General features: G+C 60.4%; 19 protein-coding genes. 15 read left to right on the plus strand and 4 right to left on the minus strand.

Annotated features, from left to right (window positions below; all coding sequences use genetic code 11):
• Positions 1 to 26: 26 nt before the first annotated feature.
• The 3 genes from HNQ65_RS21190 to HNQ65_RS21200 all read left to right on the plus strand — a co-directional run bounded on the left by HNQ65_RS21190 (position 27) and on the right by HNQ65_RS21200 (position 3900).
• The gene (locus HNQ65_RS21190) at positions 27 to 974 is read left to right on the plus strand and encodes a TlpA family protein disulfide reductase (RefSeq protein WP_184342785.1); all 948 of its coding nucleotides are present in this window, start codon (positions 27 to 29) and stop codon (positions 972 to 974) included.
• A gap of 114 nt (positions 975 to 1088) precedes the next feature.
• A complete protein-coding gene (locus HNQ65_RS21195; protein WP_221306243.1) occupies positions 1089 to 2048 on the plus strand; it encodes a TlpA family protein disulfide reductase in 960 nt (319 codons plus the stop codon).
• Positions 2049 to 2052: 4 nt separating this feature from the next.
• Positions 2053 to 3900, plus strand: coding sequence for a CocE/NonD family hydrolase (locus tag HNQ65_RS21200; RefSeq protein ID WP_184342787.1), 1848 nt, complete (start codon positions 2053 to 2055; stop codon positions 3898 to 3900).
• 123 nt (positions 3901 to 4023) lie between these two features.
• On the opposite strand, the gene HNQ65_RS21205 is transcribed toward HNQ65_RS21200, so the two are convergent.
• A complete protein-coding gene (locus HNQ65_RS21205) occupies positions 4024 to 4977 on the minus strand; it encodes a threonine dehydratase (RefSeq protein ID WP_343076578.1) in 954 nt (317 codons plus the stop codon).
• 71 nt (positions 4978 to 5048) lie between these two features.
• Here HNQ65_RS21205 and HNQ65_RS21210 point away from each other — a divergent pair, with 71 nt between their 5' ends.
• Complete coding sequence (locus HNQ65_RS21210; protein WP_184342791.1) at positions 5049 to 6506, plus strand: Gfo/Idh/MocA family protein; 1458 nt, start codon at positions 5049 to 5051, stop codon at positions 6504 to 6506.
• Positions 6507 to 6941: 435 nt separating this feature from the next.
• Here the strand turns inward: HNQ65_RS21210 and HNQ65_RS21215 are convergent, their stop codons facing one another.
• A complete protein-coding gene (locus HNQ65_RS21215; RefSeq protein WP_184342793.1) occupies positions 6942 to 7829 on the minus strand; it encodes an AraC family transcriptional regulator in 888 nt (295 codons plus the stop codon).
• A gap of 78 nt (positions 7830 to 7907) precedes the next feature.
• On the opposite strand from HNQ65_RS21215, the gene HNQ65_RS21220 reads away from it, so the two are divergent.
• The 6 genes from HNQ65_RS21220 (at position 7908) to HNQ65_RS21245 (ending at position 15827) form a co-directional block, all read left to right on the plus strand.
• Positions 7908 to 9977, plus strand: coding sequence for a DUF1553 domain-containing protein (locus HNQ65_RS21220; RefSeq protein WP_184342795.1), 2070 nt, complete (start codon positions 7908 to 7910; stop codon positions 9975 to 9977).
• 5 nt (positions 9978 to 9982) lie between these two features.
• Positions 9983 to 11392 (plus strand): DUF1501 domain-containing protein, encoded by a 1410-nt coding sequence (locus HNQ65_RS21225; RefSeq protein ID WP_184342797.1) that lies wholly within the window; start codon positions 9983 to 9985, stop codon positions 11390 to 11392.
• Between the two features lie 84 nt (positions 11393 to 11476).
• Positions 11477 to 12610: a serine hydrolase domain-containing protein gene (locus tag HNQ65_RS21230; RefSeq protein WP_184342799.1), complete on the plus strand. Its 1134-nt coding sequence runs from the start codon at positions 11477 to 11479 to the stop codon at positions 12608 to 12610.
• A gap of 20 nt (positions 12611 to 12630) precedes the next feature.
• Positions 12631 to 13602, plus strand: coding sequence for an alpha/beta hydrolase (locus HNQ65_RS21235; RefSeq protein ID WP_184342801.1), 972 nt, complete (start codon positions 12631 to 12633; stop codon positions 13600 to 13602).
• A gap of 504 nt (positions 13603 to 14106) precedes the next feature.
• A complete protein-coding gene (locus tag HNQ65_RS21240) occupies positions 14107 to 15063 on the plus strand; it encodes an alpha/beta hydrolase (protein WP_184342803.1) in 957 nt (318 codons plus the stop codon).
• Between the two features lie 29 nt (positions 15064 to 15092).
• A complete protein-coding gene (locus HNQ65_RS21245) occupies positions 15093 to 15827 on the plus strand; it encodes a 3-keto-disaccharide hydrolase (protein WP_184342805.1) in 735 nt (244 codons plus the stop codon).
• Between the two features lie 355 nt (positions 15828 to 16182).
• On the opposite strand, the gene HNQ65_RS21250 is transcribed toward HNQ65_RS21245, so the two are convergent.
• Positions 16183 to 16830 (minus strand): hypothetical protein, encoded by a 648-nt coding sequence (locus tag HNQ65_RS21250; RefSeq protein ID WP_184342807.1) that lies wholly within the window; start codon positions 16828 to 16830, stop codon positions 16183 to 16185.
• A gap of 126 nt (positions 16831 to 16956) precedes the next feature.
• On the opposite strand from HNQ65_RS21250, the gene glpK reads away from it, so the two are divergent.
• The 5 genes from glpK (at position 16957) to HNQ65_RS21275 (ending at position 23671) form a co-directional block, all read left to right on the plus strand.
• Positions 16957 to 18441, plus strand: coding sequence for a glycerol kinase GlpK (gene glpK, locus HNQ65_RS21255; protein WP_184342809.1), 1485 nt, complete (start codon positions 16957 to 16959; stop codon positions 18439 to 18441).
• 1 nt (position 18442) lies between these two features.
• Positions 18443 to 19522, plus strand: coding sequence for a GNAT family N-acetyltransferase (locus HNQ65_RS27040; protein WP_184342811.1), 1080 nt, complete (start codon positions 18443 to 18445; stop codon positions 19520 to 19522).
• Between the two features lie 48 nt (positions 19523 to 19570).
• Positions 19571 to 21661, plus strand: a complete 2091-nt coding sequence (gene recG / locus HNQ65_RS21265) for an ATP-dependent DNA helicase RecG (RefSeq protein WP_184342813.1) — start codon at positions 19571 to 19573, stop codon at positions 21659 to 21661.
• A 225-nt stretch (positions 21662 to 21886) separates the two neighbouring features.
• A complete protein-coding gene (locus tag HNQ65_RS21270; protein WP_184342815.1) occupies positions 21887 to 22579 on the plus strand; it encodes a hypothetical protein in 693 nt (230 codons plus the stop codon).
• Between the two features lie 69 nt (positions 22580 to 22648).
• Entirely contained in the window at positions 22649 to 23671 is a 1023-nt protein-coding gene (locus HNQ65_RS21275; protein WP_184342817.1) for a PIN/TRAM domain-containing protein, read from the plus strand.
• Here HNQ65_RS21275 and HNQ65_RS21280 read toward each other — a convergent pair.
• Positions 23655 to 24608 carry a trypsin-like serine protease gene (locus HNQ65_RS21280; RefSeq protein ID WP_343076579.1) on the minus strand — a complete coding sequence of 318 codons (954 nt, stop codon included), beginning with the start codon at positions 24606 to 24608 and terminating at the stop codon, positions 23655 to 23657. The genes HNQ65_RS21275 and HNQ65_RS21280 overlap by 17 nt on opposite strands.
• Between the last annotated feature and the right edge of the window lie 187 nt (positions 24609 to 24795).

Here is a 24795-nt window from a genome sequence, read left to right on the forward strand (position 1 = left end):
TGCGTCCGTTTAGGCTGCCCACGTTCATGAAAGCCTACCGTCTTCTCTGCCTCGGGGTCACGACATTTGTCCTGGCCATTTCCACCATGCTGCGCGCGGCTGAGGCCGATGCTGAATGGAAGAAGGTTGCCGACATCATGGAAAGCATCCGCAATCTCAAGGAGGACCCGCAGACGAGTGATGCCGCGCGCTTGACGCTGAAGAAAAGCCTGATGGATTTTGATGCGGCGTATGAGGCTGCCATGAAGGCTGCTCCTGCGAACCCCGAACGCTGGGATGTGGCTTTGTTTGCCGCGATGCTTGGGCGTCTGCGAGCTCTGGCGGGCGTGACTGCGCCAGCAAGGGAGGCCATCAGTCTGGAGGAAATAACGAAAGCGCCGGATGCGAAGCCAGAGACGAGATCTCAAGCGAGCCTGACGCAAGTAATGCTGGCCTCAGACTCCGCTCTCGCTCCAGGCGGAGACACAGCAGCCTGGATTGCCCAAGCTGAAAAGCATCTGAAGAATTATCCTGCGGAAAAGCTGAACAAGATGGTGCAGGACAGGCTCGCGGAGGTCAGCTTCCGGACCAAGCCGCTGGAGCTGAAGTTTACGGCATTGGATGGTCGTGTGGTGGATGTGAGCAAGCTGCAGGGCAAGGTGGTGCTGATCGATTTTTGGGCCACATGGTGCGGGCCGTGCGTGGAAGAGCTGCCGAAGGTGATCAAGCTCTACCAAGAGCTGCACGAAAAAGGCTTTGAGGTGGTGGGCATCTCACTGGACCAGGACAAGGCGGAGCTGGAGGCCTTTTTGAAGGAGAAGGGCATGGAGTGGCCGCAGTATTTTGACGGTAAAGGCGCGGAGAATGAGCTTTTCGTGAAATACAAACTCGAGTCCATCCCGACGGCGTGGCTGCTGAACAAGAAGGGCGTGGTGGCAAGCAAGACCGCCTTTGAAGGGCTGGAGGAGCAGGTGAAGAAGCTGCTGGCGGAGTAGAGTGGCGTGGCCTCGCGGGGTGAGTGATCCGCACCGAGGTGCAGGTGTATGATGGAAATCTTTGCGTAAAAAGATTGGTGCGGGGGATTGCGTCCGTTTAGGCTGATCAACTTCATGAAAGCCCGCCATCTTCTCTGCCTCGGGGTCACGACATTTGTCCTGGCCGTTACTTCTTCAATGCGTGCTGCCGACGGCGATGCCGAATGGCAGAAGGTCAATGAGATCGTGGAGGGGGTGAAAAACCCGAAGGAGAAGCCCAAGACGCGTGAAGAAGCGATCGGGATGCTGAAGAAGGGGATCACGGAATTTGATGCCGCATACGCTGCTGCGCTGAAAGCGGGGCCGTCCAACGCGGCGCGCTGGGATGCGGCACTGTTTGAAGCGATGACGGGGCGTGTGCGTGAGGTGGCTGGCATTCCTGCACCTGCCAAGCCGGCGATCAGCCTGGACGACATTGTGAAGGCGGCGGATGCCAAGGCGGAAACCAAATCCCAGGCGAGCCTGGTGAGTGTGATGGAATCTGCGGAAGCCGCCGAGGCTCCCGGGGGTGACCTGGCCGCATGGACTGCGAAAGCGGAGAAGCATCTGAAAGATTTCCCGGATGAGAAGATGAACCAGATGGTGGAGGGCAAGCTGAAGAGCATCAAGGCGAGCGCCGACCTCAAGACCAAGCCGCTGGAGCTCAAGTTTACCGCCGTGGACGGACGTGAGGTGGATGTGAGCAAGCTGCAGGGCAAGGTGGTGCTGGTGGACTTCTGGGCCACATGGTGCGGACCGTGCGTGGCGGAGCTGCCGAACGTGATCAAGGCCTACAAGGAACTGCATGCCAAGGGCTTTGAAATCGTGGGCATCTCTCTGGACCAAGACAAAGCGGAGCTGGAAGGCTTTGTGAAGGAGAAGGGCATGGAGTGGCCGCAGTATTTTGACGGTAAGGGCTGGCAGAATGAGATCGCCAGCAAGTATGGCATCCAGTCGATTCCGGCGATGTGGCTGCTGAACAAAAAGGGCATGGTGGTGAGCACGGATGCGCGCGGTCATCTGGAAGAGGCGGTGACGAAGCTGCTGGCGGAGTGATTTTATGAGACGTCAGCGATTGATCCTGACGGTCCTTTGCGCCGTCTCCTGGCTGCCTATGCAGGCGCAGGAGACGGGGGTGAAGGTGGAGAAGAACGTCATGGTGCCGATGCATGATGGCGTGAAGCTGGCGACGGATGTGTATCTGCCAGAAGGGAGGACCGAGAAGCTGCCGGTGGTGCTGACGCGCACGCCTTACAACAAGGACGGAGCGAAGAGCTATGGCGAGTACTTCGCCAAGCATGGGTATGTGTTTGTGGCGCAGGACACGCGCGGGCGCTATGCCAGCGAGGGCGTGTGGCACTGGATGACGGATGATGGCGTGGATGGGACGGACTGCGCCGCGTGGATAGCCGCGCAGCCGTGGGCGAACGGGAAGATCGGGATGGTGGGCACGTCGTACGTAGGCGGCACGCAGCATGCGATGGCGCTGGCGAAGGTGCCGGAGCTGACAACGGTGATCCCGGTGGATGCGGTGTCGAACATGGGACTGCAGAGCATGAGGAATGCGGGGGCGTTTGAGATGCGCTTCTGGAACTGGATCATGCTCAATGCGGGCAAGGGCAGCAATGCGGCGCTGAACCCGGCGACACAGGTGGAGCTGAAAGAGATGGCGGATCATCGGTGGGACTACCTGTCTCTGCTGCCGCTGCGTCCGGGCTGCACGCCGCTGAAGCTGGCGCCGGAGTATGAGGACTGGCTGATCCAGGCGATGAGGCATGGCAAGGACGATGACTTTTGGGCGCAGAACAACATCCTGGCTGATCCGAAGCGCTACAAAGACATGCCGGTGTATCTGGTGGGAGGGTGGTATGACTCGTGGGCGGGGAACACGTCAGCGAATTTTCAGGCGCTGAGCAAGGCGCTCAAAAGTGATGTTTACCTGATCATGGGGCCGTGGATTCACGGCGCGCAGAACAAGTCGGCGCACGGGCAGGTGGAGTTTGGAGCGGAGGCGGCGATCGCTGACCAGCTGGCGTGGCGCAAGGAGTGGTTTGACCACTGGATGAAGGGGCTGGACAACAGCGTGGGCAAGGCCGCGCCCTTTGCGAAGAAGGTGCGCATCTTCGTGATGGGCACGGGTGATGGCAGCAAGACGAAGGATGGGCTGCTGAATCATGGCGGGCAGTGGCGTGATGAGGATGAGTGGCCGCTGGCGCGGGCGAAGGTGACTCCGTTTTACCTGCATCCGGAAGGGGTGCTGAGCGATGGGAAGCCGAAGTTGGAAGTGGCGGCGCAGAGTTATGCGTTTGATCCGAAGAATCCGGTGCCGACGCTGGGTGGGAATATCTCGTCAGGCGATGGCATCATGCAGCAGGGGGCGTGGGATCAGCGTGGGAATGACAAGTTCTGGAACTGGACGAAGCCCATCCCGCTCTCGGCGCGCAATGATGTGCTGGTGTTTCAGACGGCACCGCTGGCGGAGGACACGGAAGTGACAGGGGAGATGGAGGTGAAGCTGTGGATTTCGTCGTCAGCCGTGGACACGGATTTCACCGCCAAGCTGGTGGATGTGTATCCGCCGAGCGCCGACTGGCCGCATGGCTTTGACCTGAACCTGACAGACGGGATCATGCGGGCGCGGTTTCGTGATTCGCTGAAGGAGGAGAAGCTGATGCAGCCAGGGAAGGTGTATCCCATCACGATCAAGCTTTACCCGACGAGCAATGTGTTCAAGAAGGGGCACCGGATTCGGGTGGACATCAGCAGCAGCAATTTTCCACGCTTTGATGTGAATCCGAACACGGGTGAGCCGCTGCAGCAGCATCGGAGGACGGTGATCGCGACGAACACGGTGCATCATGACCGGGAGCATCCGTCGCAGATTGTGCTGCCGGTGGTGGGCAGGTAGGGGGGATGGCGTCGGTAAGCGGGGCGGTGCTCTAGATGGCCCCTCACCCGGCCTCTCCCCATAGACGTCGTGGGCTTTGCCGTGTCCTCGGTGGGGAGAGGGGATGGCTTTGGTGCGATAGAGCTATGCGCCGAGTGCTTCGCGCAGGATGCTCATACTGGCGTTTGCGCCGGAGAGGATGCAGGCGACGCGTTTGCCCTGCCAATCGGCGCGGTGTTTTTTGAGGGCGGCGTGGGCGAGGGCACCGGAGCCTTCAGCGATGTTGTGGGTGGACTGGATGATCTCGCGCATGGCGGCGAGGGCTTCGTCGTCGGTGACGGTGAGGATGTCGTGGGCGTGGTGGAGGATGTGCTGGAGTGCGTCCTGGTTTGGGGTCTTGCAGGCGACGCCTTCGGCCACGCGGGTCATGCTGGACTGCTCGACAAACTGACGCTGCTGAAAGGAGAGGGCGTAGGCGGGTGCGTGAGCGGATACGACGCCGATGATTTTGGTTTTAAGGCCCAGAGCCTCGCGTGCCGAAGCGATGCCGCAGAAGCCGGAGCCGAGGCCGATGGGGACGAAGATGGCATCGAGATCTGCGACTGAGTGGAAGAGCTCCAATGCGTAGGTGGCGACGCCGCGCACGAGCCAGGGGTGGAAGGAGGGAACGGCGTGCAACGACTCTCTGGCAGCGAGCTCGCGGGAGTATTCGAGCGCCTCCTGAAACTCGCGGCCGTGCTCGACCAGCTCTGCGCCGAGAGAGCGCATGGCGGCATTTTTTTCGGGGTTGTTGCCATGCGGTACGACGATGACGGCGCGCAGACCGTTGCGCCTGGCGGCGTAGGCGATGGACTGGCCGTGGTTCCCGGTGGAGGCGGCGATGACCCCGCGAACGCCGGGCTGGTGGCGCTTGAGCTCGTCCATGTAAACGAGGCCGCCACGGATTTTGAAAGCGCCGACGGGGGTGTGGTTTTCGTGTTTCATCCACAGCTCGCAGCCGAGGCCTGATTCCAGCAGCGGCCAGCGGTAGGTGGGGGTCTCGCGAATGTGCGGGCGGATGAGGGCCTTGGCAGATTCGATTTCGCTGAGGGTCGGCAGGGGCTGCATCTTGCATGGCTAAGCATGAAGTTCGCAAAGGCAAGCCCGGTGCGGACGTTATGAGACGCACTATGAACGCGCCCGTCACCCTCACTTCACGTCGTCGATTTCTTCAGACCACTCTTGCCGGAATGACATCGATGCCCGTGTGGGCGGCACCGCTGGGGGCCAATGGCGATGTGCGCGTGGCGGTGATCGGATTCCGCGGGCGTGGGCGCGGGCATATCAAGGAGCTGATGAAGGTGCCCGGCGTGCGTCTGGTGGCGCTGTGTGACGTGGATCAGGAGGTGATCGACAAGCAGGTGGCGGAGCTGTCGAAGCAGAACGTCACGGTGAAGACGTATCGTGATTTCCGTGAGTGCTGTGCCGATAAGAACATCGATGCGGTGACGATTGCCACGCCGAACCACAGCCATGTGCTGATCGCGCTCACCGCCTTGCAGCACGGCAAGCATGTGTATGTGGAGAAGCCGGTGTGCCACAATCTGGTGGAGGGGCGCAAGCTGATGGCGGCCGCGACAAAGGCGGCGGCGAAGGGGATCATCGTGCAGCATGGGATGCAGCGGCGCTCGGATCTGGGATGGGCTGCGGCGATGGCGTGGGTGAACGAGGGGCACATCGGGAAAAAGAAGCTGTCGCATGCGCTGGTTCACGGGATGCGCCTGAGCATCGACAAGGTGGACGCTCCGCAGCAGCCGCCTGCCACGGTGGACTACAAGCTGTGGTCTGCGCCGCGTCCGGTGCTGCCGATCATGCGGAAGCAGTTTCACTACGACTGGCACTGGCAGTGGCCGTATGGGAACGGCGACATCGGGAACCAGGGGCCGCATCAGTACGATGTGGCGCGGTGGGCGCTGAATGATCCGGCGGTGCTGCCGCAGCGAGTGATGAGTCTGGGCCACCGCTGGGGGTATGTGGATGACGGGCAGACGGCGAACTGCCAGCTGGCCTTTCATCCCTACGAGCCGGTGCCGCTGCTGATGGACATGTTTGGCCTGCCGATGAAGAACATGGACAAAAAGAGCGGCGAGCCGCCTTACAAGGGGATCCGCACGGGGAACATCATCCACTGTGAAGGCGGCTATGTGGCGGAGTCCAAGGCCTATGACAACGAGGGGAAGGCGATCACGAAGTTTGAGAACTTCCTGACGGGGCCGGACCATATGAAGAATTTTATCGATTCTGTGCGTGCGGGGAAATACACCAAGGATGTGCTGCACATCCGGCATGGGCAGCAGGCGGCGGCGCTGTCGCATCTGGCGAATACGTCGTATCGCCTGGGCAAGGCGATGAAGAACGAGGAGATCAAAGAGCGTCTGCAGGGAGACAAGATGGGACAGGCGATGTTTGAGGGCATGCTGGCCACGCTGGCGGCGAACCAGATCAACACTGAGGTGGATCAGGTCATTGTGGGGCCATGGCTGGACTTTGATCCGGTGAACGAGGTGTTTACCGGTGAATTTGCCGCCGAGGCGAACAAGCTGGCGCAGGAGGAATATGCGGCGGGGTTTGAGCTGCCTGAGGTGTAGTGGCAGGGAGGGGCGGATGTGTTACCGCTGGCTCTCTCCTGCTGCGGGGTGGCGGGGTAACGCTGCTGGTGGACGCGGTGTTGGAAGAGGGCGATGGGTTTGCTTCCGAATTTGTGGGGCAGAACCCAGGGCGGCGCTCGCCCAGGCTCGCTTGCCCTGGGCTATACTATGTCGCCCCTTTGGGGCTGGGGAGGCATAGTTAAAAGGGATGGCTCCGTGTTTGATGGGGCGTGTGATTAGAAGGGAATGAACGCTGGATTCTGAGAGGGGGATGATGGTTTGTACATCAGCAGGCTTGCGAGCCGCACAGAGGATTGCCTTCGGCTGGCTTCGCGTTGTGCGGACCACTATGCTGGCGCCCTCGCGGGACATCGTTGTGCTTTTGATTATCGCTTTGACCCTTTGTCTCGTCGGATTCTATCAGTGCCTATTCTCTCAGCGGAGTGTGTGCTGACGGCGGAAGTCTTTGGGGGACATGCCGACGACTTGTTTGAAGCGGCGGGAGAAGTGGAAGGCATCGTGGAAGCCGAGGTCGTCGGCGATGCGGGCGAGAGTGTGGGTGCTTTCGAGAAGGCGGGAGCAAGCGCGCAGAACGATGGCGTCGGCGCGGAATTCGCCGGGGCTTTTGCCGGTCATGTGCACGAAGCGTTTGCGGAAGGCGCTGTAGGACATGCCGAGGTCTGCGGCGATCTGCTCCAGCGAGGGAGAGCCGAGCCTGCCACGGGCGAGCATGCGCTCGGCGGTCTCACGCCACTGCATGGTTTCCGTGGTCTGGTGCCGTGTGTCATCCTGCTGAAGCGCATCTGCCAGCCACTGCTGAAAGTGGCAGAGGCGGGAAAGAGGTGTCTGAGGTGGTGTGTCGGATGGTGGCTGGAGGATGCGGCGGAGCCGGTCAGTCCAGTAAGGTAAGGGGCTGAGCTCCAGCACGCGGCTGCGCTCTCCGGGGAATCCGGCGGACTGCCAGGCATCGAACACGCTGCCATTGAACCAGAGGAAGAGCTCGCTCCAGCGCACGCCGTTTTGCGGGCCGTAGCTTTGATTGATGCCGGGCTTTGACCACACGAGCGTGCCGGGCTGTAGTGTGCAGCGGACGCCGGTGTCGTCCATGTAGTCGGCGGTGCCTTCGAGTGTGAGCACGAGGAGGTAATTGGGCGTGGGACGCAGGTAGTGCGGCGGTGGTGCGTGTGCGTAGGTGGCCTGGCTGTTCCACTTGGTGCCTGCGTAAACGACCTGTCCCAGATCGCAGTGCACGGGCCGTGTGGCGTTCACATTCCAGGGGCCGGGAATGTTGAAATAGAGGTTGGGGTCGTGCTCTGAGGCCATGTCAAAATATGCATGAAATAGGCCAGATGTTCAATTTAGAGAGGTGTGGAATGGTCGTATTGATGTGACAGACCATCTATGCCAGCCGAATCTCAGTCTGAGCCGCGCTCATGCCATCCACTGAAATCTGCAGCCAATGCAGCGCTGTGGGTGTGTGGCTGGATGACTGCGTCTGGGCAGATGCTGCTGGCGGCGGATTACGTGAAGGACATCAAGCCGCTGCTCAAAGAGCGCTGCATATCGTGCCATGGGACAGTGAAGCAGAAGGGCGACTTGAGATTGGATGCGGGGGCTTTGATTCCGAAGGAGTCTCATGAAGCGCTGCTGGAACGCATTGTATCCAATGATGAGGATGAGCGCATGCCGCCGGAAGGCAAGAGGCTGAGCGTGGAGCAGATCGAGTTGCTGAAGCAATGGATTGCGGAGGGTGCGCCGTTTCCGAAAGAAGAGGTGATTCCGAAGAAGCCTTCGGAGCATTGGTCATTCCAGCCTGTGCGGCGTGTGGTGGTGCCGGAGTCGGCGTACCAAAATCCGATTGATGCGTTTGTATTTGGCAAGGCGGAGGCTGCGGCAAAGGCGAGTCCGCAGGCGCTGCTGCGTCGGGTGCATCTGGATCTGATGGGGCTGCCGCCGACGGTGGAGGAGCAGGAGAGGTTTTCTCGATCTGGAGAGCTGAACGCGGTGGTGGATGATCTGCTCAAGCGACCGGAATATGGCGAGCGCTGGGCAAGGCACTGGCTGGATGTGGTGCGCTATGCGGACAGCAATGGCTATGAGCGTGATGCAGAGAAGCCCTTTGTGTGGCGCTACCGAGACTATGTGATCGAGGCGCTCAATGCTGACAAGCCTTACAACCGCTTTGTGATGGAGCAGCTGGCGGGTGACGAACTGCCGGAGCGAACTTTGGAGTCGGTGATCGCCACTGGGTTTCTGAGACTGGGGCACTGGGATGATGAGCCGGCTGATCCCGCAGCGGACCGGTATGACCAGCTGGATGACATCGTGAGCACCATGGGGCAGGCGTTTCTAGGACTGACGATCGGCTGTGCGCGATGCCATGATCACAAGTTTGAGCCGCTGGCCACGCGTGATTACTACAGTCTGGTGGCGGTGTTTAATCCGCTGCAGCGTCCGGCGAAGGGGCGCAAGGAGCTGACGGTGGCTGTGGATGGAACAGAGGTCTATGCGTGGGACGAGCCGTCAGCGAAAGCACCGGAAACGCATGTGCTGGTGCGTGGGTCGCCCACACGGTTTGGCGATTTGGTCGGGCCTGCGGTGCCTGCCATCCTGGTCAAAGAGCAGCCATTGTTTGCGGCTTCAAGTGACAAGACCACACAGCGGCGTCTGGGGCTGGCGCGCTGGATGGCGAGTGAGCAGAACCCACTGACGGCACGAGTGATGGTGAACCGAATCTGGCAGCAGCATTTTGGCCAGGGGCTGGTGAGCACGGCGAATGACTTTGGTCTTATGGGCGCGGCTCCTTCTAATCCGGAATTGCTCGACTGGCTGGCGCACTGGTTCATGCATGATGCGGGGTGGTCGCTGAAGAAGCTGCATCGTCTCATCCTGACCAGCAGGGCGTGGCAGATGGGAAGATCATCCGAGGCGCTGATGCGGTATCGGCGGCTGGAGGTGGAGGCCATCCGGGACTCAATGCTGGCGGTGAGCGGCAGGCTGAATCCGAAGCGATTTGGACCCGCGATGAAGCCCGGCATTTCGCAGGCGGCGCTGGAGGCGAATACGGACAAGGACAAAGTCTGGAAGGTGTCGGATGAGGCCGAGGCCTCACGGCGCAGCATCTATGCCTTTATCAAGCGCGGGCTCGTGGTACCGATGTTTGAGACGCTGGATCTTGCAGACACCGTGAGCAGCTGCCCGCAGCGGCAGGTGACCACGGTGGCACCGCAGGCGCTGAGCTTGTTCAACGGTGAGTTTGTGAACGAGCAGGCGCGGCACTTTGCGGGGCGCCTCAGGCGGGAGGCGGGAGATGATGCGGCGAGGCAGATCGAGCTGGCGTGGAAGCTGGCGCTATGCCGGGAGCCCACGGGCGATGAGATGGCGAAGATGCGTGTGTTTTTGCAGGAGCAGCCGCTGGAGCAGGCGTGCCGGGTGATTTTGAATCTGAACGAGTTTGTTTATCCGGAGTGAAGACCATGAACCGATCTCTCACACGACGTGAATACCTGATGCGTGCCACCGGCGGCTTTGCCGGGCTGGCGCTGGCGGATCTGCTGGCTGCGGATGCGATGGCGGCATCGCCGCTGGCGGAGAAGAGGCCGCATTTTCCGGCGAAGGCGAAGCACTGCGTGTTTCTCTTTATGAACGGCGGGCCGAGCCAGGTGGACACGTTTGATCCGAAGCCGGCGCTGAAGAAGTACCATGGCATGCCCTACACTGGGGATGCGAAGGTGGGATCGAACGGACGTGCGGTGGGGCATCTGATGCAGTCGCCGTTTGAGTTTAAGAAGCATGGGCAGAGCGGGCTGGAGATCAGCAGCCTGTTTCCTCATGTGGCGATGCATGCGGATGACCTGTGCGTGATTCGCTCCATGCATGCAGATACGGCGGCACATGCCTCGGGCTGTCTGCAAATGAACACGGGCAGCATCTTCATCGGTAAGCCGAGCCTGGGCTCGTGGCTGAACTATGGGCTGGGTTCGGCGAATCAAGATCTGCCGGGGTTTGTGGTGATGACGGACCCGCGTGGCGGACCCATCGGCAGTGCGTCGAACTGGACGGCGGGCTACATGCCTGCGGCGTATCAGGGCACGCTTTTTCGCAGCGGAGGGCCGCCGCTGCTGGATCTGGCCACGCCGGAAGGGACGAGCGAGCGGACGCAACGGCGCAGCCTGGACCTGCTGAAGTCTTTGAACGAGACGCACCTCATGCGGCACCCCGAGGAGACGGAGCTGATGGCGCGCATTGAATCCTATGAGCTGGCCTACCGCATGCAGACGGAGGCGATGAGCGTGGTGGATCTGGAGAATGAAGATGCGGCGACGCGCGAGATGTACGGACTCAATGACAAGCGCACGGCGGATTTTGGCCGCAAGTGCCTGATCACGCGCAAGCTGATCGAGAAAGGGGTGCGATTCATCCAGTTGTACTCGGGAGGCGGGCATATCGAGGACACCTGGGACGGGCATAATGACTGCATTACCAACCACACGCTGCATGCGGGAGAGACGGACCAGCCGATTGCCGCGCTGATTGCGGATCTGAAGCGAACCGGGCTGTGGGATGAGACGCTGCTGGTGTGGGGCGGGGAGTTTGGCCGCACGCCGACGAGTGAGGGCGTGGGCAAGCCGGGGCGAGATCACGACTGGCATGGCTTCTCCATGTGGCTGGCCGGTGCCGGGGTGAAGGGCGGGCAGGCCATCGGAGCGACGGATGAGCTGGGATTCAAGGCGGTGGAGGAGCGCTGCCATGTGAGTGATCTGCATGCGACGATCCTGCATCTGATGGGCATTGATCATTCGCGGCTGAGTTATCTGCATCAGGGACTGGCGCAGCGGCTGACGGGGGTGGAGGATCGCAGGGTGATCGCGAAGGCGCTGGCGTGAGCAGGTGGAAAAAAATCCAGGGGCTGAGATGAGGTTTTGTTTGATCAAACGGCCTGCGTGGTGCGTTTGCATAGGTCCCTTCCCATGAAACGCCTTGTGCCGTTCCTTTTCATTGCCCTCGTCAGCCTTCGCGCTGAGACGCCCAAACCCATCGCCTCGGTTTTGCAGCCGTATGTGGATGACAAGGTGCTGGCGGGAGCGGTGACGATGGTGGCGGACAAGGACAAGGTGGTGGATGTGACGACGGTGGGCTGGGCGGATATCGCAGCGAAGAAGCCGATGGCGAAGGATGCGATCTTCTGGATCGCGTCGATGAGCAAGCCGATCACGGCGACGGCCTTCATGATGCTGGTGGACGAGGGGAAGGTGTCTCTGGATGATCCGGTGGAAAAATACCTGCCGGAATTCAAAGGGCAGATGGTCGTGGCGGAGAAGGATGGGGAGCATGTGCTGCTGAAGAAGCCGAAGCATCCGATCACGGTGCGCAATGTGTTGAGCCATACGAGCGGGCTGGCCTTTAAGTCGGCGGTGGAAAATCCCACACTGGACATGCTGCCGCTGCGGGTGGCGGTGCTGAGCTATGCAGCGGCACCGCTGCAGTTTGAGCCAGATACGAAATACCAGTATGCGAATGCGGGCATCAACACTGCGGCACGCATCATCGAGGTGGTGTCTGGAATGAGCTACGAGGACTTCATGCAGCAGCGGCTCTTTGCGCCGCTGGGGATGGTGGACACGACCTTTTGGCCCAGCGAAGAGCAGGAAAAGCGCATCGCGACTTCCTACAAGGCGAACGAGGGCAAGACGGATCTGGAGGCCACGACGGTGGGGCAACTGCACTACCCGCTGCACGAGCGCATACGCCAGCCGATGCCAGCGGGCGGGCTTTTCAGCACGGCGGCGGATGTGGTGAAGTTTTGCCAGATGCTGCTCAATGGCGGGCAGCTGAACGGGAAGCGCTATATTTCGGAGGCGGCACTGAAGCAGCTGCAGACAAAGCAGACCGCCGAGGGGTTGAACGCTTACAGCCTGGGGTATCAGCTCAATGGCAGCGCGTTTGGTCACGGGGGTGCCTATTCCACCAACATGTCCATCGATCCGGCCAAGGGCATCGCGACTGTCTTTATGGTGCAGAATGCGGGCTGGAGAACCGACGAGGGGAGGAAGATTCTGCCCGCATTTCAAAAAGCCGCTGCGGACCGTTTTGCCAAACCCTGATCTCTTTCCAATCCACGATTATGAAATCACCTGCCATTCTGACACTGATTCTTGCTGCGTCTTTGAACGCACAGACACCTGCTCCAGCGACGAAACCTGCTGCTGTGCCTACTGAGAAGCCTGCCACGCCGAAGAGGGCGCCGACGCTCGCTAATGTGCCGTATGGTGCGCATGAGAGGCAGGTGCTCGATTTTTACAAAGCGGACGCTGTGAAGCCCACACCGCTGCTGTTTTTCATCCACGGCGGCGGCTGGGTGGCGGGGGACAAATCCAAGGTGGGCGAGCTGGAGGCCTGCCTGAAGGCGGGGATTTCCGTGGTATCGATCAACTATCGCTACTCGTGGCAGGCGCAGCTGGCGGGTGTGATGCCGCCGGTGCAGTGGCCGCTGGAGGATGCGGCGCGTGCGCTGCAGTTTGTGCGCAGCAAGGCGGGAGAGTGGAACATCGACAAGCAGCGCATCGGTGCGAGCGGCGGCTCGGCGGGTGCGTGCAGCAGCCTGTATCTGGCCTTTCACGACGACATGGCCGATCCGAAGAGCAGCGATCCCATTGCACGTGAGTCCACACGCCTCTGGTGCGCAGCGGTGAGCGGCGCGCAGACCTCGCTGGACCCGAAGCAGCTCAAGGAGTGGACGCCGAACAGCCGCTATGGTGGCCATGCCTTTGGGTTTATGGACCCGAACGAGCGCAAGACACGCGACACGAGGTTTGCGGAGTTTTTGGAGAAGCGTGAGTCGGTGCTGAAGTGGATCAAAATGTACTCGCCGTATGAGCTTGTGAGCAAGGACGACCCGCCGGTTTATCTCTACTACACTAGTGTTCCAGGGATCGGGCAGGAGCAGAAGGACCCGACGCATACCTCGAACTACGGCGTGAAGCTACAGGAGCACTGCCGTGCGATCGGTGACGAGTGCGAGCTGGTGTATCCGGGGGCGCCGGAGCTGAAGCACAAGAGCATTGCGGAGTTTTTGATTGAGACGCTGAAGAAGTGAGATTGGGGCCTCTCATATGATGAGATTCTTCATAAAAAGACGCTTGCTGACCGCAGGCTTTGGCCTTGCGGTTGGAAGCGCGCTTCTCGTCGGATACCTCTTAAATTCGAATTACTGGGACAATCGAAACCCGTTTATGAGACGGCACATGTGGCATGTGACGCGCGCTTGGTCGGGGGTGCCTGATCTTCCTGTGGATGCCAGAAATTTTAAAATTGAGACTTTTGGAGATTTCTTAACACGAAAGTTCAAAAGCTCATTTTCTGCGCCCAGGTCGAGTGTTGAATCCTGGCTGACGCGGGTTCCAGATTTGGATCAAGCGGAGCGCACAGACTTAGACGATGGAGGACGCGAATATGTTGGACGGGGCAAAGAAGGGGCGACTTCTTTCACGCTGGAACTGGGTCCGGACATGACAGCCGTAAAGTTAAGCGTCTCTTGGAACTAGAGACAAAAACGAGAAAATAGCGAATTCGGTCTCATAAGATGCGTTCTAACTGCTCCATGAAACTCGCTCTGTCTCTCCTCCTGCTCGTTTCCATTGCCTCAGCCGCCGATGCTCCGGCGAAGAAGGCTGAGGCTCCTGCTAAAAAAGCTCCGGCCAAGAAGGTCTATCCGAAGAATCCGCCGCCGATGGTGGCGGATTTTAAGTATGGGCCGTTTGAGCGGAACGTGCTGGATTTCTGGCAGGCGAAGTCTGACAAGCCGACGCCGCTGCTGTTTTTCATCCATGGCGGTGGCTGGATGGGTGGAGACAAGAAGGGCATCTCGGTGGAGCCGTTTTTGAAGGAAGGCATCTCGGTGGTGTCGATCAACTACCGCTACATCTCGCAGGCGCAGGATGTGGTGCCACCGGTGAAGGCCCCGCTGACGGATGCGGCGCTGGCGCTGCAGACGGTGCGCAGCAAGGCTGCGGAGTGGAACATCGACAAGACACGCATTGCCGCGAGCGGCGGTTCGGCCGGGGCCTGCAGCAGCCTGTGGCTGGCCTTTCATGATGACATGGCGGATCCGAAGAGCAGCGATCCGATCAAGCGCGAGTCCACACGCCTGCTGACCGCGGCGGTGAATGGTCCGCAGACGACGCTGGACCCAAAGCAGATGCGCGAATGGACGCCGAACAGCCGCTATGGTGGTCATGCCTTCAGCAAGGCGGGCGAGTTCAAAAACTTCGATGACTTTGTGGCCGCGCGTGAGCGCATCCTGCCGTGGATCAATGAATACTCGCCCTATGCGCTGGTGAGCACGGATGATCCGCCAGTGTACTGTTATTTCAGCTCCGCACCAGCCATCGGACAGGAGCAGAAGGACCCCACGCATACTGCCAACTTCGGCGTAAAGCTGCAGGAACACTGCAAAGAAAAAGGTGTGGCTTGTGACGTCGTTTACCCTGGTGCCACAGACGTGAAGTACAAGACAATCAACGAATACCTCATCGCAAAGCTCAAGCAGGCGAAATAACCCACACCCGGCAATCTGCATTTACGATCATGAAACTTAACACACTTACTCTTGGCAGCCTGGCGCTGGCGTTTTGTCTCGTGGCCCGTGCGGAGGACTCCGCATTCAAGCCGATCTTCAATGGCAAGGATCTGACCGGCTGGTACGGGCTGAATCCTCACTCTGTCGTCAAACTGGCAGGCGAGAAGAAGGAGGCTGCGCTGAAGAAGATGCGCGAGGAATTCGCAACCTTCTGGAAGGTGGAAAATGGCGAACTGGTCAATGACGGCCACGGTCCGTATGCCACCACGGAGCAGGAGTTTGGCGACATGGAATTCCTCATTGAGTATAAAACCGTGGCGGGTGCTGACAGCGGCATCTATCTGCGCGGGGTGCCGCAGGTGCAGATCTGGGACAAGAACCAGGTCTTTGATCCGGCGAAGCCAACGCGCAGACCTCATCTGGGTTCGGGAGGGCTTTTCAACAACACTCCTGATACGCCGGGACGTGACCCTCTGGTGGTGGCGGACAAGCCTTTTGGCGAGTGGAACAGCTTCCGCATCCGCCAGATCGGGGCACGCACGTGGGTGTGGCTGAATGACAAGCTGGTGGTGGATGGCAACGTGATGGAAAACTACTATGACCGCACGAAGCCGCTGCCTGCGAAGGGGCCGATCATGCTGCAGACGCATGGCGGTGAGATTCGCTGGAGGAACCTGCAGGTGCGAGAGATCGGCGCCGAGGAGGCGAAGAAGATCCTGGCTGAAGCTGACGCTAAGAAGTGACCGGGTTGATTTGATGAAACAAAAAAGCCGCAGGGGAGAGATCCGCTGCGGCTTTTTGTTTGAGGCTCGTACTAGGTATGGGCGTCATGGGGCATTTGCGGTCTCGCGTTCTCCCATGTGGGGTCTTGTTCTTGCTTCTCGTTTGCGTTGGATCGCTGAAGACTTCTCGCATACCTCCGGCATGCGGCCTTGGCTTTGAACATCGGTTATCCTGAGTCCGGTGGTTCTCGCTCGCAAAGCCTCGCTTCACCACCGGCTAATTTCCGGGCTCCTTCCAGGAGCCAATGGCAAGGCTGCGCCTGGACTGAGCTAGATAAAATGTGCCAACGGATGCCTCAATGTCAGGCTCAATGGGTCACTTGTTCAGCACGAGGCGGAGGGTGCCGTTGTGGATGTCGAGGGACTGGATGCCGGCGACGAATTTTTGGAGGGCGGGGTCGGATTCGACATTGGCGGCGATGAGGTCGAGGCCTTTGATGTCGCCGATCCAGCTATTGGGAAGGGAAATGCCGCCGAGGCTGAGGTCGTCGAGCTTGAGGGAGAGCTTGTGAGCCGGGGTAAGGCTGGTGCCGAAGGTGAAACGGAGGCGGATTTTTTGATTGGGCATGATCGGGAAATCCGGCGGGGCGGCGAGGATGATGGCGGCGGAGACCTGGCCTTCGGCAAACTGGACCTGGACGCTCTCGCCGAGCTGCTGCTGGGCGAGGTAGGCGTTTACTTCGCGCTCATTGATGATGATGGTGCGGTTTGCCTCATCGGGAGGGATGGCAGCAGGGTTGTTGAGGGCCTGAAGCTTGTTGTCGAAGGCGGCCTGCTCCGTGGAGGTGAGGCTGACCGGCTTCATGGGGGAGGGGTAGAAGGTGTGCTTGACCCAGAAGGCGCCGGTGGCAGCGGCGATGCCCGCGCAGCCGAGGATGACGGCGAGGGTGATGAGGATGATTTTTTTGGTGGAGCGCGCGCGGGTCGCTGGAGCGGGCGCTACGGATTCAGGGGGGGCTTGCATGACAGTGGTTTGGATGCTTTCCGCCCGAAAGTATTCATTCATGGGGAAAAATGCCAGCTACAGGTTCCCTGAGAGTTTGTAAGGCATTGACTCTGCGCGCAGGGCTTGGGAACATCTGCATTAACCATGAAATACATCCTCGCTCTCGATCAGGGCACGACCAGCTCCCGCGCCATTCTCTTCAATCATGACGGCGGCATTGTGGCCACGGCGCAGAAGGAATTCCGGCAGATCTTTCCAAAGCCCGGCTGGGTGGAGCATGATGCGCAGGAAATCTGGGCGACGCAGGCCGGGGTGGCGGCGGAGGTGCTGCACAAGGCGCGTGCGAAGGCTGGGGATGTGGCCGCCATCGGCATCACGAACCAGCGGGAGACGACGGTGGTGTGGGATCGCAAAACGGGGAAGCCGATCTGCAACGCGATCGTGTGGCAGGACAGGCGCACGGCACCGATGTGCGACAAGCTGCGAGCCCAGAAGCTGGACAAGCTGATCCAGAAGAAAACGGGGCTGGTGGTGGATGCGTATTTTTCCGCCACGAAGGTGCAGTGGATTTTGCAGAATGTGAAGGGGGCCAAGGCGCGTGCGGCAAAGGGGGAGCTTGCCTTTGGCACGATCGACTCCTGGCTGCTGTGGAACCTGACCGGCGGCAAAGTGCATGCGACGGATGTGAGCAATGCCTCGCGCACGATGCTGTATGACATCCGCAAGGGCACGTGGGATGAAGAGCTGCTCAGAATTTTTGGTGTGCCGCGCTCGATGCTGCCGGAGGTGCGGGATTCCAGCGGGGTGTTTGGCGAGACGACGCTGCTGGGTGGTAAGACTCCCATCGCGGGAATCGCGGGGGATCAGCAGTCGGCGCTGTTTGGGCAGGTGTGCACGAAGCCCGGGATGGTGAAGAACACGTATGGTACGGGCTGCTTCATGCTGATGAACACGGGCACGAAACCCATTGCGTCCAAAAACAAGCTGCTGACCACGGTGGCGTGGAGGATCGACGGGCGCACGGAGTATGCGCTGGAGGGGAGCGTTTTCATTGCGGGAGCGGCGATTCAGTGGCTGCGAGATGGGCTGGGCATCATCCGGAAGTCGGCAGATGTGGAGGCGTTGGCTGCGAGTGTGCCTGACACGGGCGGCGTGTATCTGGTGCCTGCGTTTGCGGGGCTAGGCGCTCCGCACTGGGATGCTTATGCGCGCGGCACATTGGTGGGGATGACGCGCGGCACCACGGTGGCGCATATCGCACGAGCTGCGCTGGAGGGGATCGCGCTGCAGGTGATGGATATTTTGAAGGCCATGGAGGCAGATGCGGGGATCAAGCTGAAGGAGCTGCGGGTGGATGGAGGTGCGAGCGTGAACAACCTGCTGATGCAGATGCAGTGCGACCTTCTCGGGGTGCCGGTGGTGCGGCCAAAGGTGAACGAGACGACGGCACTGGGCGCGGCGTGTCTTGCGGGACTTGCCGTGGGGTATTGGAAAAACGTGGCCGACATTGCCAAACATTGGCAGGTGGACCGCAAGTTTAAGCCCACGATGAAGGCGGGAATGCGCAGCCGGATCACGGAAGGCTGGAAACGGGCACTGGGACGTGCGATGGCATGGGAGGAGAAATAATGTGAAACACACCGCATGGATCAATCCGCCCTGTCCGATGCTGCCGGAGGAAAATCGGCACTATGACCATCATGACATCCAGGCGCTACAGCATGACCGCGGGCCGAGGTTTTACGAGGTGGCGCTGCACTATGCGCAGAGCCTTTGGAGAGAGGGATTTCCGGCAAAGAGCATTCTGCTGATCAACCGCGCGCTTTCCCTGCCGCTGGCGGCGGATGAGCCGATCCTGGCGAAATGGCCGCTGCCTTACCTGGCGCTGGTGTGGATCATGCAGCACCGGGTGGAGGGACAGTTTATTGGCAATCCGCGACGGCACTGGCAGCACCTGGCCACTCGGATGGTGGAGCCAAACAAGGAGCTGCGCACCTGGCGGGCCTGGGCGTGCTGGCATCTGGCGCGGCTGATTCTGCCTGAGGCGGAATTTCCCGCAGATCAGCGGCAGATCCGTGAGGAGCAGGTGGTGGAGCCGACACAGGAGGAGATAGCCGCCCATCTGCATCGGCTTTCGCCCGCAAGGGACGAAGAGACCTGGCTGCATGCCGTGAACACGATCCAACAGCAACCGCGCAGTGCGCTGGCGGCGCGTGTGCGGCGGATAGGGCCCGCTGAGCTGCCAGTGGTGCAGCGGCTGGGGCATGAAATCTGGCATGCGTATTACCCGGGCATCATCAGCGAGGCGCAGATCCGCTACATGCTTTCGATCTGGTATCAGCCGGGGGCGATGGCGCATGAGATGCAGGCGCGCGATGTGTGGTATGCGCTGGTGGAGGTGGCAGGGCCGAGGCCGGTGGGATACATCTCCTTTGAGAAGCAGCTGTTTGAGCCCGTGCTTTTCATCAACAAGCTGTATCTGCTGCCCGAGGTGCATGGGCATGGGCTGGGGGTATTTACCCTGCGCTGGGCGGAGGAACGGGCCCGTGAGATGGAGTGCAAGATCGTGCGGCTGCGGGTGAACAAGAAGAATGCCGGCGCTATCCGCTCCTATCTGCGTGCGGGGTTTCGATTCACCGAGGATGTGGTGAGTGACATTGGCAGCGGGTTTGTGATGGATGATTATGTGATGGAGAAGGCGGTGCCTTGAACCGAGATCGTCTTTGACAGCGTCGATCCTGCATTCCATCTCACTCTTGTGATCCCACTCGACCTTTCCCTTTCTGAAGTGCCCGGCCTGCCAGCGCATGCTGCGAGGCTGCTGGGCAAGGAGGGGGTGAAGACGGCGGCGGATGTGGTGTGGCACATGCCCTTCAGGCATGAGGACCGGCGGCAGATGCAGGCGCTGGCGTTTCAGGCGGGACTGCAGCCTGCGTGCCACCATGTGCTGGTGACCAAGACGGGGACCAAGTTCTTTGGTGGTCGGTCGGGCGTGTTTGAGGCGGTGGTGCAGCATGCCACAGGGCTGCTGGGACAGCAGCTGACGCTGAAGTGGTGGAACATGCCCTTCATGAGCCGGGTTCTGGCGGAAGGGCAGGAACTGATCGTCTATGGCGTGATCAAGGATACGAAGGGCCGGCTGAGCATGGCACACCCGGAGTATGAGATCATCAAAGGTGGAGCGGATGATGATGCGGAGCAGATCCACACGGGGCGCATCACACCGGTGTACCGACTGAGAGGCAGCATGACGCAGAAGGCCCTGAGGGTGGCGGTGTGGCATGTGCTGCAGGGGCTGCCGGATGCGTTTGTGGAAGATCTGCTGCCGACGCCAAGCGCGGAGGGGGAGTTTGCCGGGATGTCGCGTGCGAAGGCGCTGAAGGAGGTGCATTTTCCCACGAGCGCGGAGAGTCTGGAGCAGGCGAAGCGCTACCTGGCGCTGGAGGAGTTTTATGGATATCAGCTCCGCGTGGCGCGGAGAAAGAGACAGGTCATCGAGTCAGGCGGGCGCAGGCAGGTCGGAACGGGTGAGCTGCTGAAGGACTTTTTCAACGAGCTGCCCTTCCAGCTGACGGCGGCGCAGATGCGCTGTCTGGAAGAGATCCACAAGGACATGGCGTCGGGGAATCCGATGAACCGGCTGCTGCATGGGGATGTGGGCAGCGGGAAGACGGTGGTGGCGTTTGCGGCGATGCTCCGGGCGGTGGAGTCCGGACGGCAGGCGGTGCTGATGGCACCCACGCAGATTCTGGCGGAGCAGCATGCGCGGAATGCGCGCAAGTGGCTGGAACCGCTGGGGCTGCGGGTGGCGCTGAGGACGGGATCGAAACGGGAGGATGGGGAAGGTTTGGAGCTGATGCGAGGAAAGCGAAGCTCTGACAAAGCGGAGATCGTGATCGGCACGCATGCGCTGCTGCATGATGAGGAGCTGATGCACAACACGGGGATCGTGGTGATCGACGAGCAGCACAAGTTTGGCGTGGCGCAGAGGGCGAAGCTGATCCGCAAGGGGGATACGCCGGATGTGCTAGTGATGACGGCGACACCGATCCCGCGTACGCTGACGCTGACGATTTACGGAGACCTGGAGGTCTCGACGATTGACCAACGGCCGCGCGACGGAGTGAAGATCATCACGAAGGTGAGGCCGAAAACGAAGCTGAAGGAAGCGGCGAAGTTTCTGAGGGAGCAGATCGAGGAGGGGCGGCAGGGATATATTGTGTATGCGCTGATCGACGAGTCGGAGAAGCTGGAAGCTGGCGCGGCGACAAAGGGGCATGAGGAGTGGTCCAAGCTGCTGGCTCCGTGCGAGGTGGGGCTGCTGCATGGGAGGATGAGCGCGGAGGAGAAGGAGGATGTGATGAAGCGCTTCCGGGCCGGGAAGCTGGACGCGCTGGTTTCCACGACGGTGATCGAGGTGGGCATTGATGTGCCGAATGCGACGGTGATGTTCATTCATGACGCGGGGCGTTTTGGGCTGGCACAGCTGCATCAGCTGCGAGGACGCATCGGACGCGGGGCGCATACGAGCTATTGCGTGCTGTTTGTGGATGACAAAGATGAGGAAAACCGGCAGCGGCTGGCGATCATGGAGGAGACGAGCGACGGCTTTCAAATTGCCGAGGAGGATCTGCGGCGGCGCGGGCCGGGGGATGTGCTGGGGAACGCGCAGAGCGGCCAAGCTCCACTGCTGTTTGGGGAGCTGCTGGCGGATACACGGCTGGTGAGGCTGGCGCGGCAACTGGCTGAGCGGACGCTGGATGAAGACCCCCAATTGAGGAGGCCGGCGCTGGCTGCATTCCGGGGCGAGGAAGTCATGGCCGAGAAGGCTCAGGCGATGATGCAGTGAGACGCGGATGTGAGAGGGGATGTGAGGAATGACTTAGCCCGGTATGCTTGACCGCTGAGTGCTTTGCCCGGTCAGTACCGCAGTGACATGCATCCCATCGCTCCCAGTTGCGCCCCTATGGTGCTGGTGGACCAAACCGAACTCGTTCGCAAACGACGGCGGAGTGGGGGGAGGGGCGTTTTGATGACGCTGCGTTCGGCCATATTGCTCACCGCAGCATCAGGCGTGACCGCCTTTGTGCTGTGGCTGAAGAGGGAGACGCCTAATCCGAGCGGGGCCATGGCCATGCGCGAGTCTCCGCTGGTGGAGGCGCGAAGCCTGAAGTCGCCGCTGCAGACGGTTGAGTCATCCGGGCAGGCGTATGGGCTGAGGAAGAGTCATCCAGCCGTCGTGGCATCAACGACACCCGCAAAAGGAGCTGTGCCGCAGGTGCAGACACCTGGAAGGATTAAGCCGACATGGCTGATGGCGGAGCTGCTGCCATCTGAGGAAGGGCAAAATGCCCGGACATCTCCGGCGCAGATCATGGAGCAGCTCAGGCAAAGCCTGCGAAATGCAGGGGCGCGGCAGATGGGGAAGGCGGTGAGGTTTGGAGTGCTGAACCTGGCTGAACTGCTGGCGATGGACTCTAGAACATGGGCTGCAGGGCAGGACACTCCGGTGGCGAGCGAGAACCGTGCCTCGTCCATGCTGCTAACTTTTTACCTGTGCTATCTGGACCGTGCTGGAGATGGCGCTGGCGTGCAGGCCCTGCTGATGGCGATGGAGCAAGGCATGGAGGAGGGGGATGCTGTGAGAGAGTGCATTCTGGTGGGGCGCAGTGTGGCCGATCTGGAAAAAGAGATGGGAATGGCCTTTGCGGCCGCCGGAGTGGAGCTGCAGTTCACCCGAAGAGGTGGGCTGGCCTTCAGGCAGTGAGAAATCATTCATGGGGAGAATCTTTTTGCCCGGGCTGGCATTTGCCCTTTTAATCATGGTGAATTTCCCATGAAAACATCCTGGCCCATCCGCCTCGTGCGTGCGCTTTTCTTTGCGTTCTCGGTTTTCATTGGCATCGCCATTGCCCTGGGGCTGCAGCAGGATGCGTGGGTAGGGGCGGTGAGCGGGGCGGTTTTCATGGGCATGCTGATGGTACTGGACGTGATTCTGGCGCAGTTCACGCTAAGGGATTTTTCCCATGCCACGCTGGGGCTGGCGGTGGGTCTTTTCTGCGCGTGGCTGATCACGCGGATCGGGGTGTTTCAGCTGGCGTATTTTCAAAACCATGAGGAGGGCGTGGCGCTGCAAAACATCGTGGAGATCTGCATCTATGGAACGCTGGCGTTTTTCGGAGTCACCTTTGCGCTGCGCAGTGACCGCGACCAGTTTGCCTTTCTGATCCCATACATCCGCTTCCGCCGTGACGGTTCTGAGGGGGAGCCTGTGCTGCTGGACACGGATGCGGCCATAGATGCCCGGCTGCCCGGTGTTTTCGGCACTGGCTTTTTAAGCGGAGCCGTGGTGGTGCCGCGCTGTGTGCTGGATGAACTGCAACGGCTTTCGGATTCTGCCGAACCAGCGTTAACGCTGCGCGGGAAACGAGGGCTGGAAATGATGGAGAAAATGCGTGCCCGGCCTGAGATGAAGGTTTCCATCCATGAGGACGGCATGGCGGATATGCCTGTGGAGGTGCGGCTGGTGACGCTGGCAAGGGAGCTGAATGCGCGCCTGCTGACCAGTGATGACAATCTGGCAAAAGTGGCGCGCCTGCGGGGCATCACAGTGCTGAGTCTGCGAGAGCTGGCTGCGGCGCTAAATCCCGAGCTGGGAGTGGGAGATGAACTGCGGCTGCCGCTGACCAAACCTGGGAAGGATAAAAACCAGGCAGTGGGCTATCTGCCGGACGGAGCGATGATCGTGGTGAACAACGCGGCCTCCCTGATCGGACAGACGGTGGATGTGGTGGTGTCTGGAACCCTGCCGACGAGCGCCGGGAGGCTGGTGTTTGCGGAACTCAAGCCCGCCGCGTGATCCGCCTGCGCGGGAAGACCGCGAAAGAAAGGGCGAGCATGGCCAGCAAGGCGGAGCCGGGCTCTGGCACTGCGGTGATCGCCATGATCTCCGCAGAGCTGGTGGAAATGCGGGAGGCGTACATGCTGGAAGGATTGTCCACGGGCAGCTGGGGGATGAAGGTCCAGCCGAAGGCATCGGAGCCCTGATACAAACCGCCACGATCTGTCAGTGCGGCATTGAATTCCGAGCCGTCTCCAACGGTGTTGTTGGTGTCGAACATGCCGTCCACGCTGTAGTTTACGCCGGCGAGTTTCCAGATGCCGCCGTCATTGACGAAGACTCCGCCACCGGAATCGCCGTTGGAGAGAGTGGCCTCCTCTGCGGTGCCGCTGGCGCTGAAGGTGGCGGTGAGGAGATTTCCGACAGCACTGGAGTAGATGCTGCTGACGGTGTTGCTGCCCCAGCGAGCGACGCCATCCGGAGAGGTGGCTTCCCAACCCTGCAAGGTGCCGCCGACGATGACATCCGCACCCCTGGGCCCGCCTCTGCCATTGATCTCCATCGTCATGCCCACCTCCGAGGAGCCTGTGTAGAGAGGAGCGTAGGTGGAGAAGGTGCCTTGGATTTTGAAGAGGCGCAGGTCGGTTCCGGAGATGTCCCAGTAGCCGAGGCCGCCATTGGCGGCGGTGTCGATGTTGTAGGTGATGTCCGAACCACCATTGAAAATGCCGCTGGAGGTGAAGGTGGTGCCCTGAGTGCCAATATGCTGTGCGGTGATGAAGTACTGCGGCGCGATCATGGTGCCGAGGTAAGAGCCATAGGTGCCCTCGTACTGCCAGCCTGAATTGGCGAAGGCACCGGTGGGTGCTGTAGTGTTGTGGCCGGGGTCTCCCGTGGCTTCAAAAACGATGGCCTTGCATGGCAGGGTGCAGAAACAAAACGCACCCAAAAGCATGCGCAGCAAGGGCGAGTGCTGAGATGCTGATGTTTTGGGCCGCATGACCATCAAGCACATTCATAGCAAATTCTGGAATTTCCATAAAAGTTTGCTGAACCGCCTTAATTTGGCGGCTTCAAAACGGCGGAAAGCCATTTTTGGGGTGGCATGATACCCGCTGACTAAATATGGGCTCGACACCTAT

Origin of the sequence: Prosthecobacter vanneervenii, from assembly GCF_014203095.1 — a bacterium.
In the GTDB taxonomy this organism is placed as follows: Bacteria; Verrucomicrobiota; Verrucomicrobiia; order Verrucomicrobiales; family Verrucomicrobiaceae; genus Prosthecobacter; species Prosthecobacter vanneervenii.

Bases quoted from the DNA above. Each gene is read 5' to 3' on its own strand.
- HNQ65_RS21190 (WP_184342785.1), top strand. From the start codon at position 27: ATGAAAGCCTACCGTCTTCTCTGCCTCGGGGTCACGACATTTGTCCTG.
- HNQ65_RS21195 (WP_221306243.1), top strand. From the start codon at position 1,089: ATGAAAGCCCGCCATCTTCTCTGCCTCGGGGTCACGACATTTGTCCTG.
- HNQ65_RS21200 (WP_184342787.1), top strand. From the start codon at position 2,053: ATGAGACGTCAGCGATTGATCCTGACGGTCCTTTGCGCCGTCTCCTGG.
- HNQ65_RS21210 (WP_184342791.1), top strand. From the start codon at position 5,049: ATGAACGCGCCCGTCACCCTCACTTCACGTCGTCGATTTCTTCAGACC.
- HNQ65_RS21215 (WP_184342793.1), bottom strand. From the start codon at position 7,829: ATGGCCTCAGAGCACGACCCCAACCTCTATTTCAACATTCCCGGCCCC.
- HNQ65_RS21220 (WP_184342795.1), top strand. From the start codon at position 7,908: ATGCCAGCCGAATCTCAGTCTGAGCCGCGCTCATGCCATCCACTGAAA.
- HNQ65_RS21225 (WP_184342797.1), top strand. From the start codon at position 9,983: ATGAACCGATCTCTCACACGACGTGAATACCTGATGCGTGCCACCGGC.
- HNQ65_RS21230 (WP_184342799.1), top strand. From the start codon at position 11,477: ATGAAACGCCTTGTGCCGTTCCTTTTCATTGCCCTCGTCAGCCTTCGC.
- HNQ65_RS21235 (WP_184342801.1), top strand. From the start codon at position 12,631: ATGAAATCACCTGCCATTCTGACACTGATTCTTGCTGCGTCTTTGAAC.
- HNQ65_RS21240 (WP_184342803.1), top strand. From the start codon at position 14,107: ATGAAACTCGCTCTGTCTCTCCTCCTGCTCGTTTCCATTGCCTCAGCC.
- HNQ65_RS21245 (WP_184342805.1), top strand. From the start codon at position 15,093: ATGAAACTTAACACACTTACTCTTGGCAGCCTGGCGCTGGCGTTTTGT.
- HNQ65_RS21250 (WP_184342807.1), bottom strand. From the start codon at position 16,830: ATGCAAGCCCCCCCTGAATCCGTAGCGCCCGCTCCAGCGACCCGCGCG.
- glpK (WP_184342809.1), top strand. From the start codon at position 16,957: ATGAAATACATCCTCGCTCTCGATCAGGGCACGACCAGCTCCCGCGCC.
- HNQ65_RS21275 (WP_184342817.1), top strand. From the start codon at position 22,649: ATGAAAACATCCTGGCCCATCCGCCTCGTGCGTGCGCTTTTCTTTGCG.
- HNQ65_RS21280 (WP_343076579.1), bottom strand. From the start codon at position 24,608: ATGCTTTTGGGTGCGTTTTGTTTCTGCACCCTGCCATGCAAGGCCATC.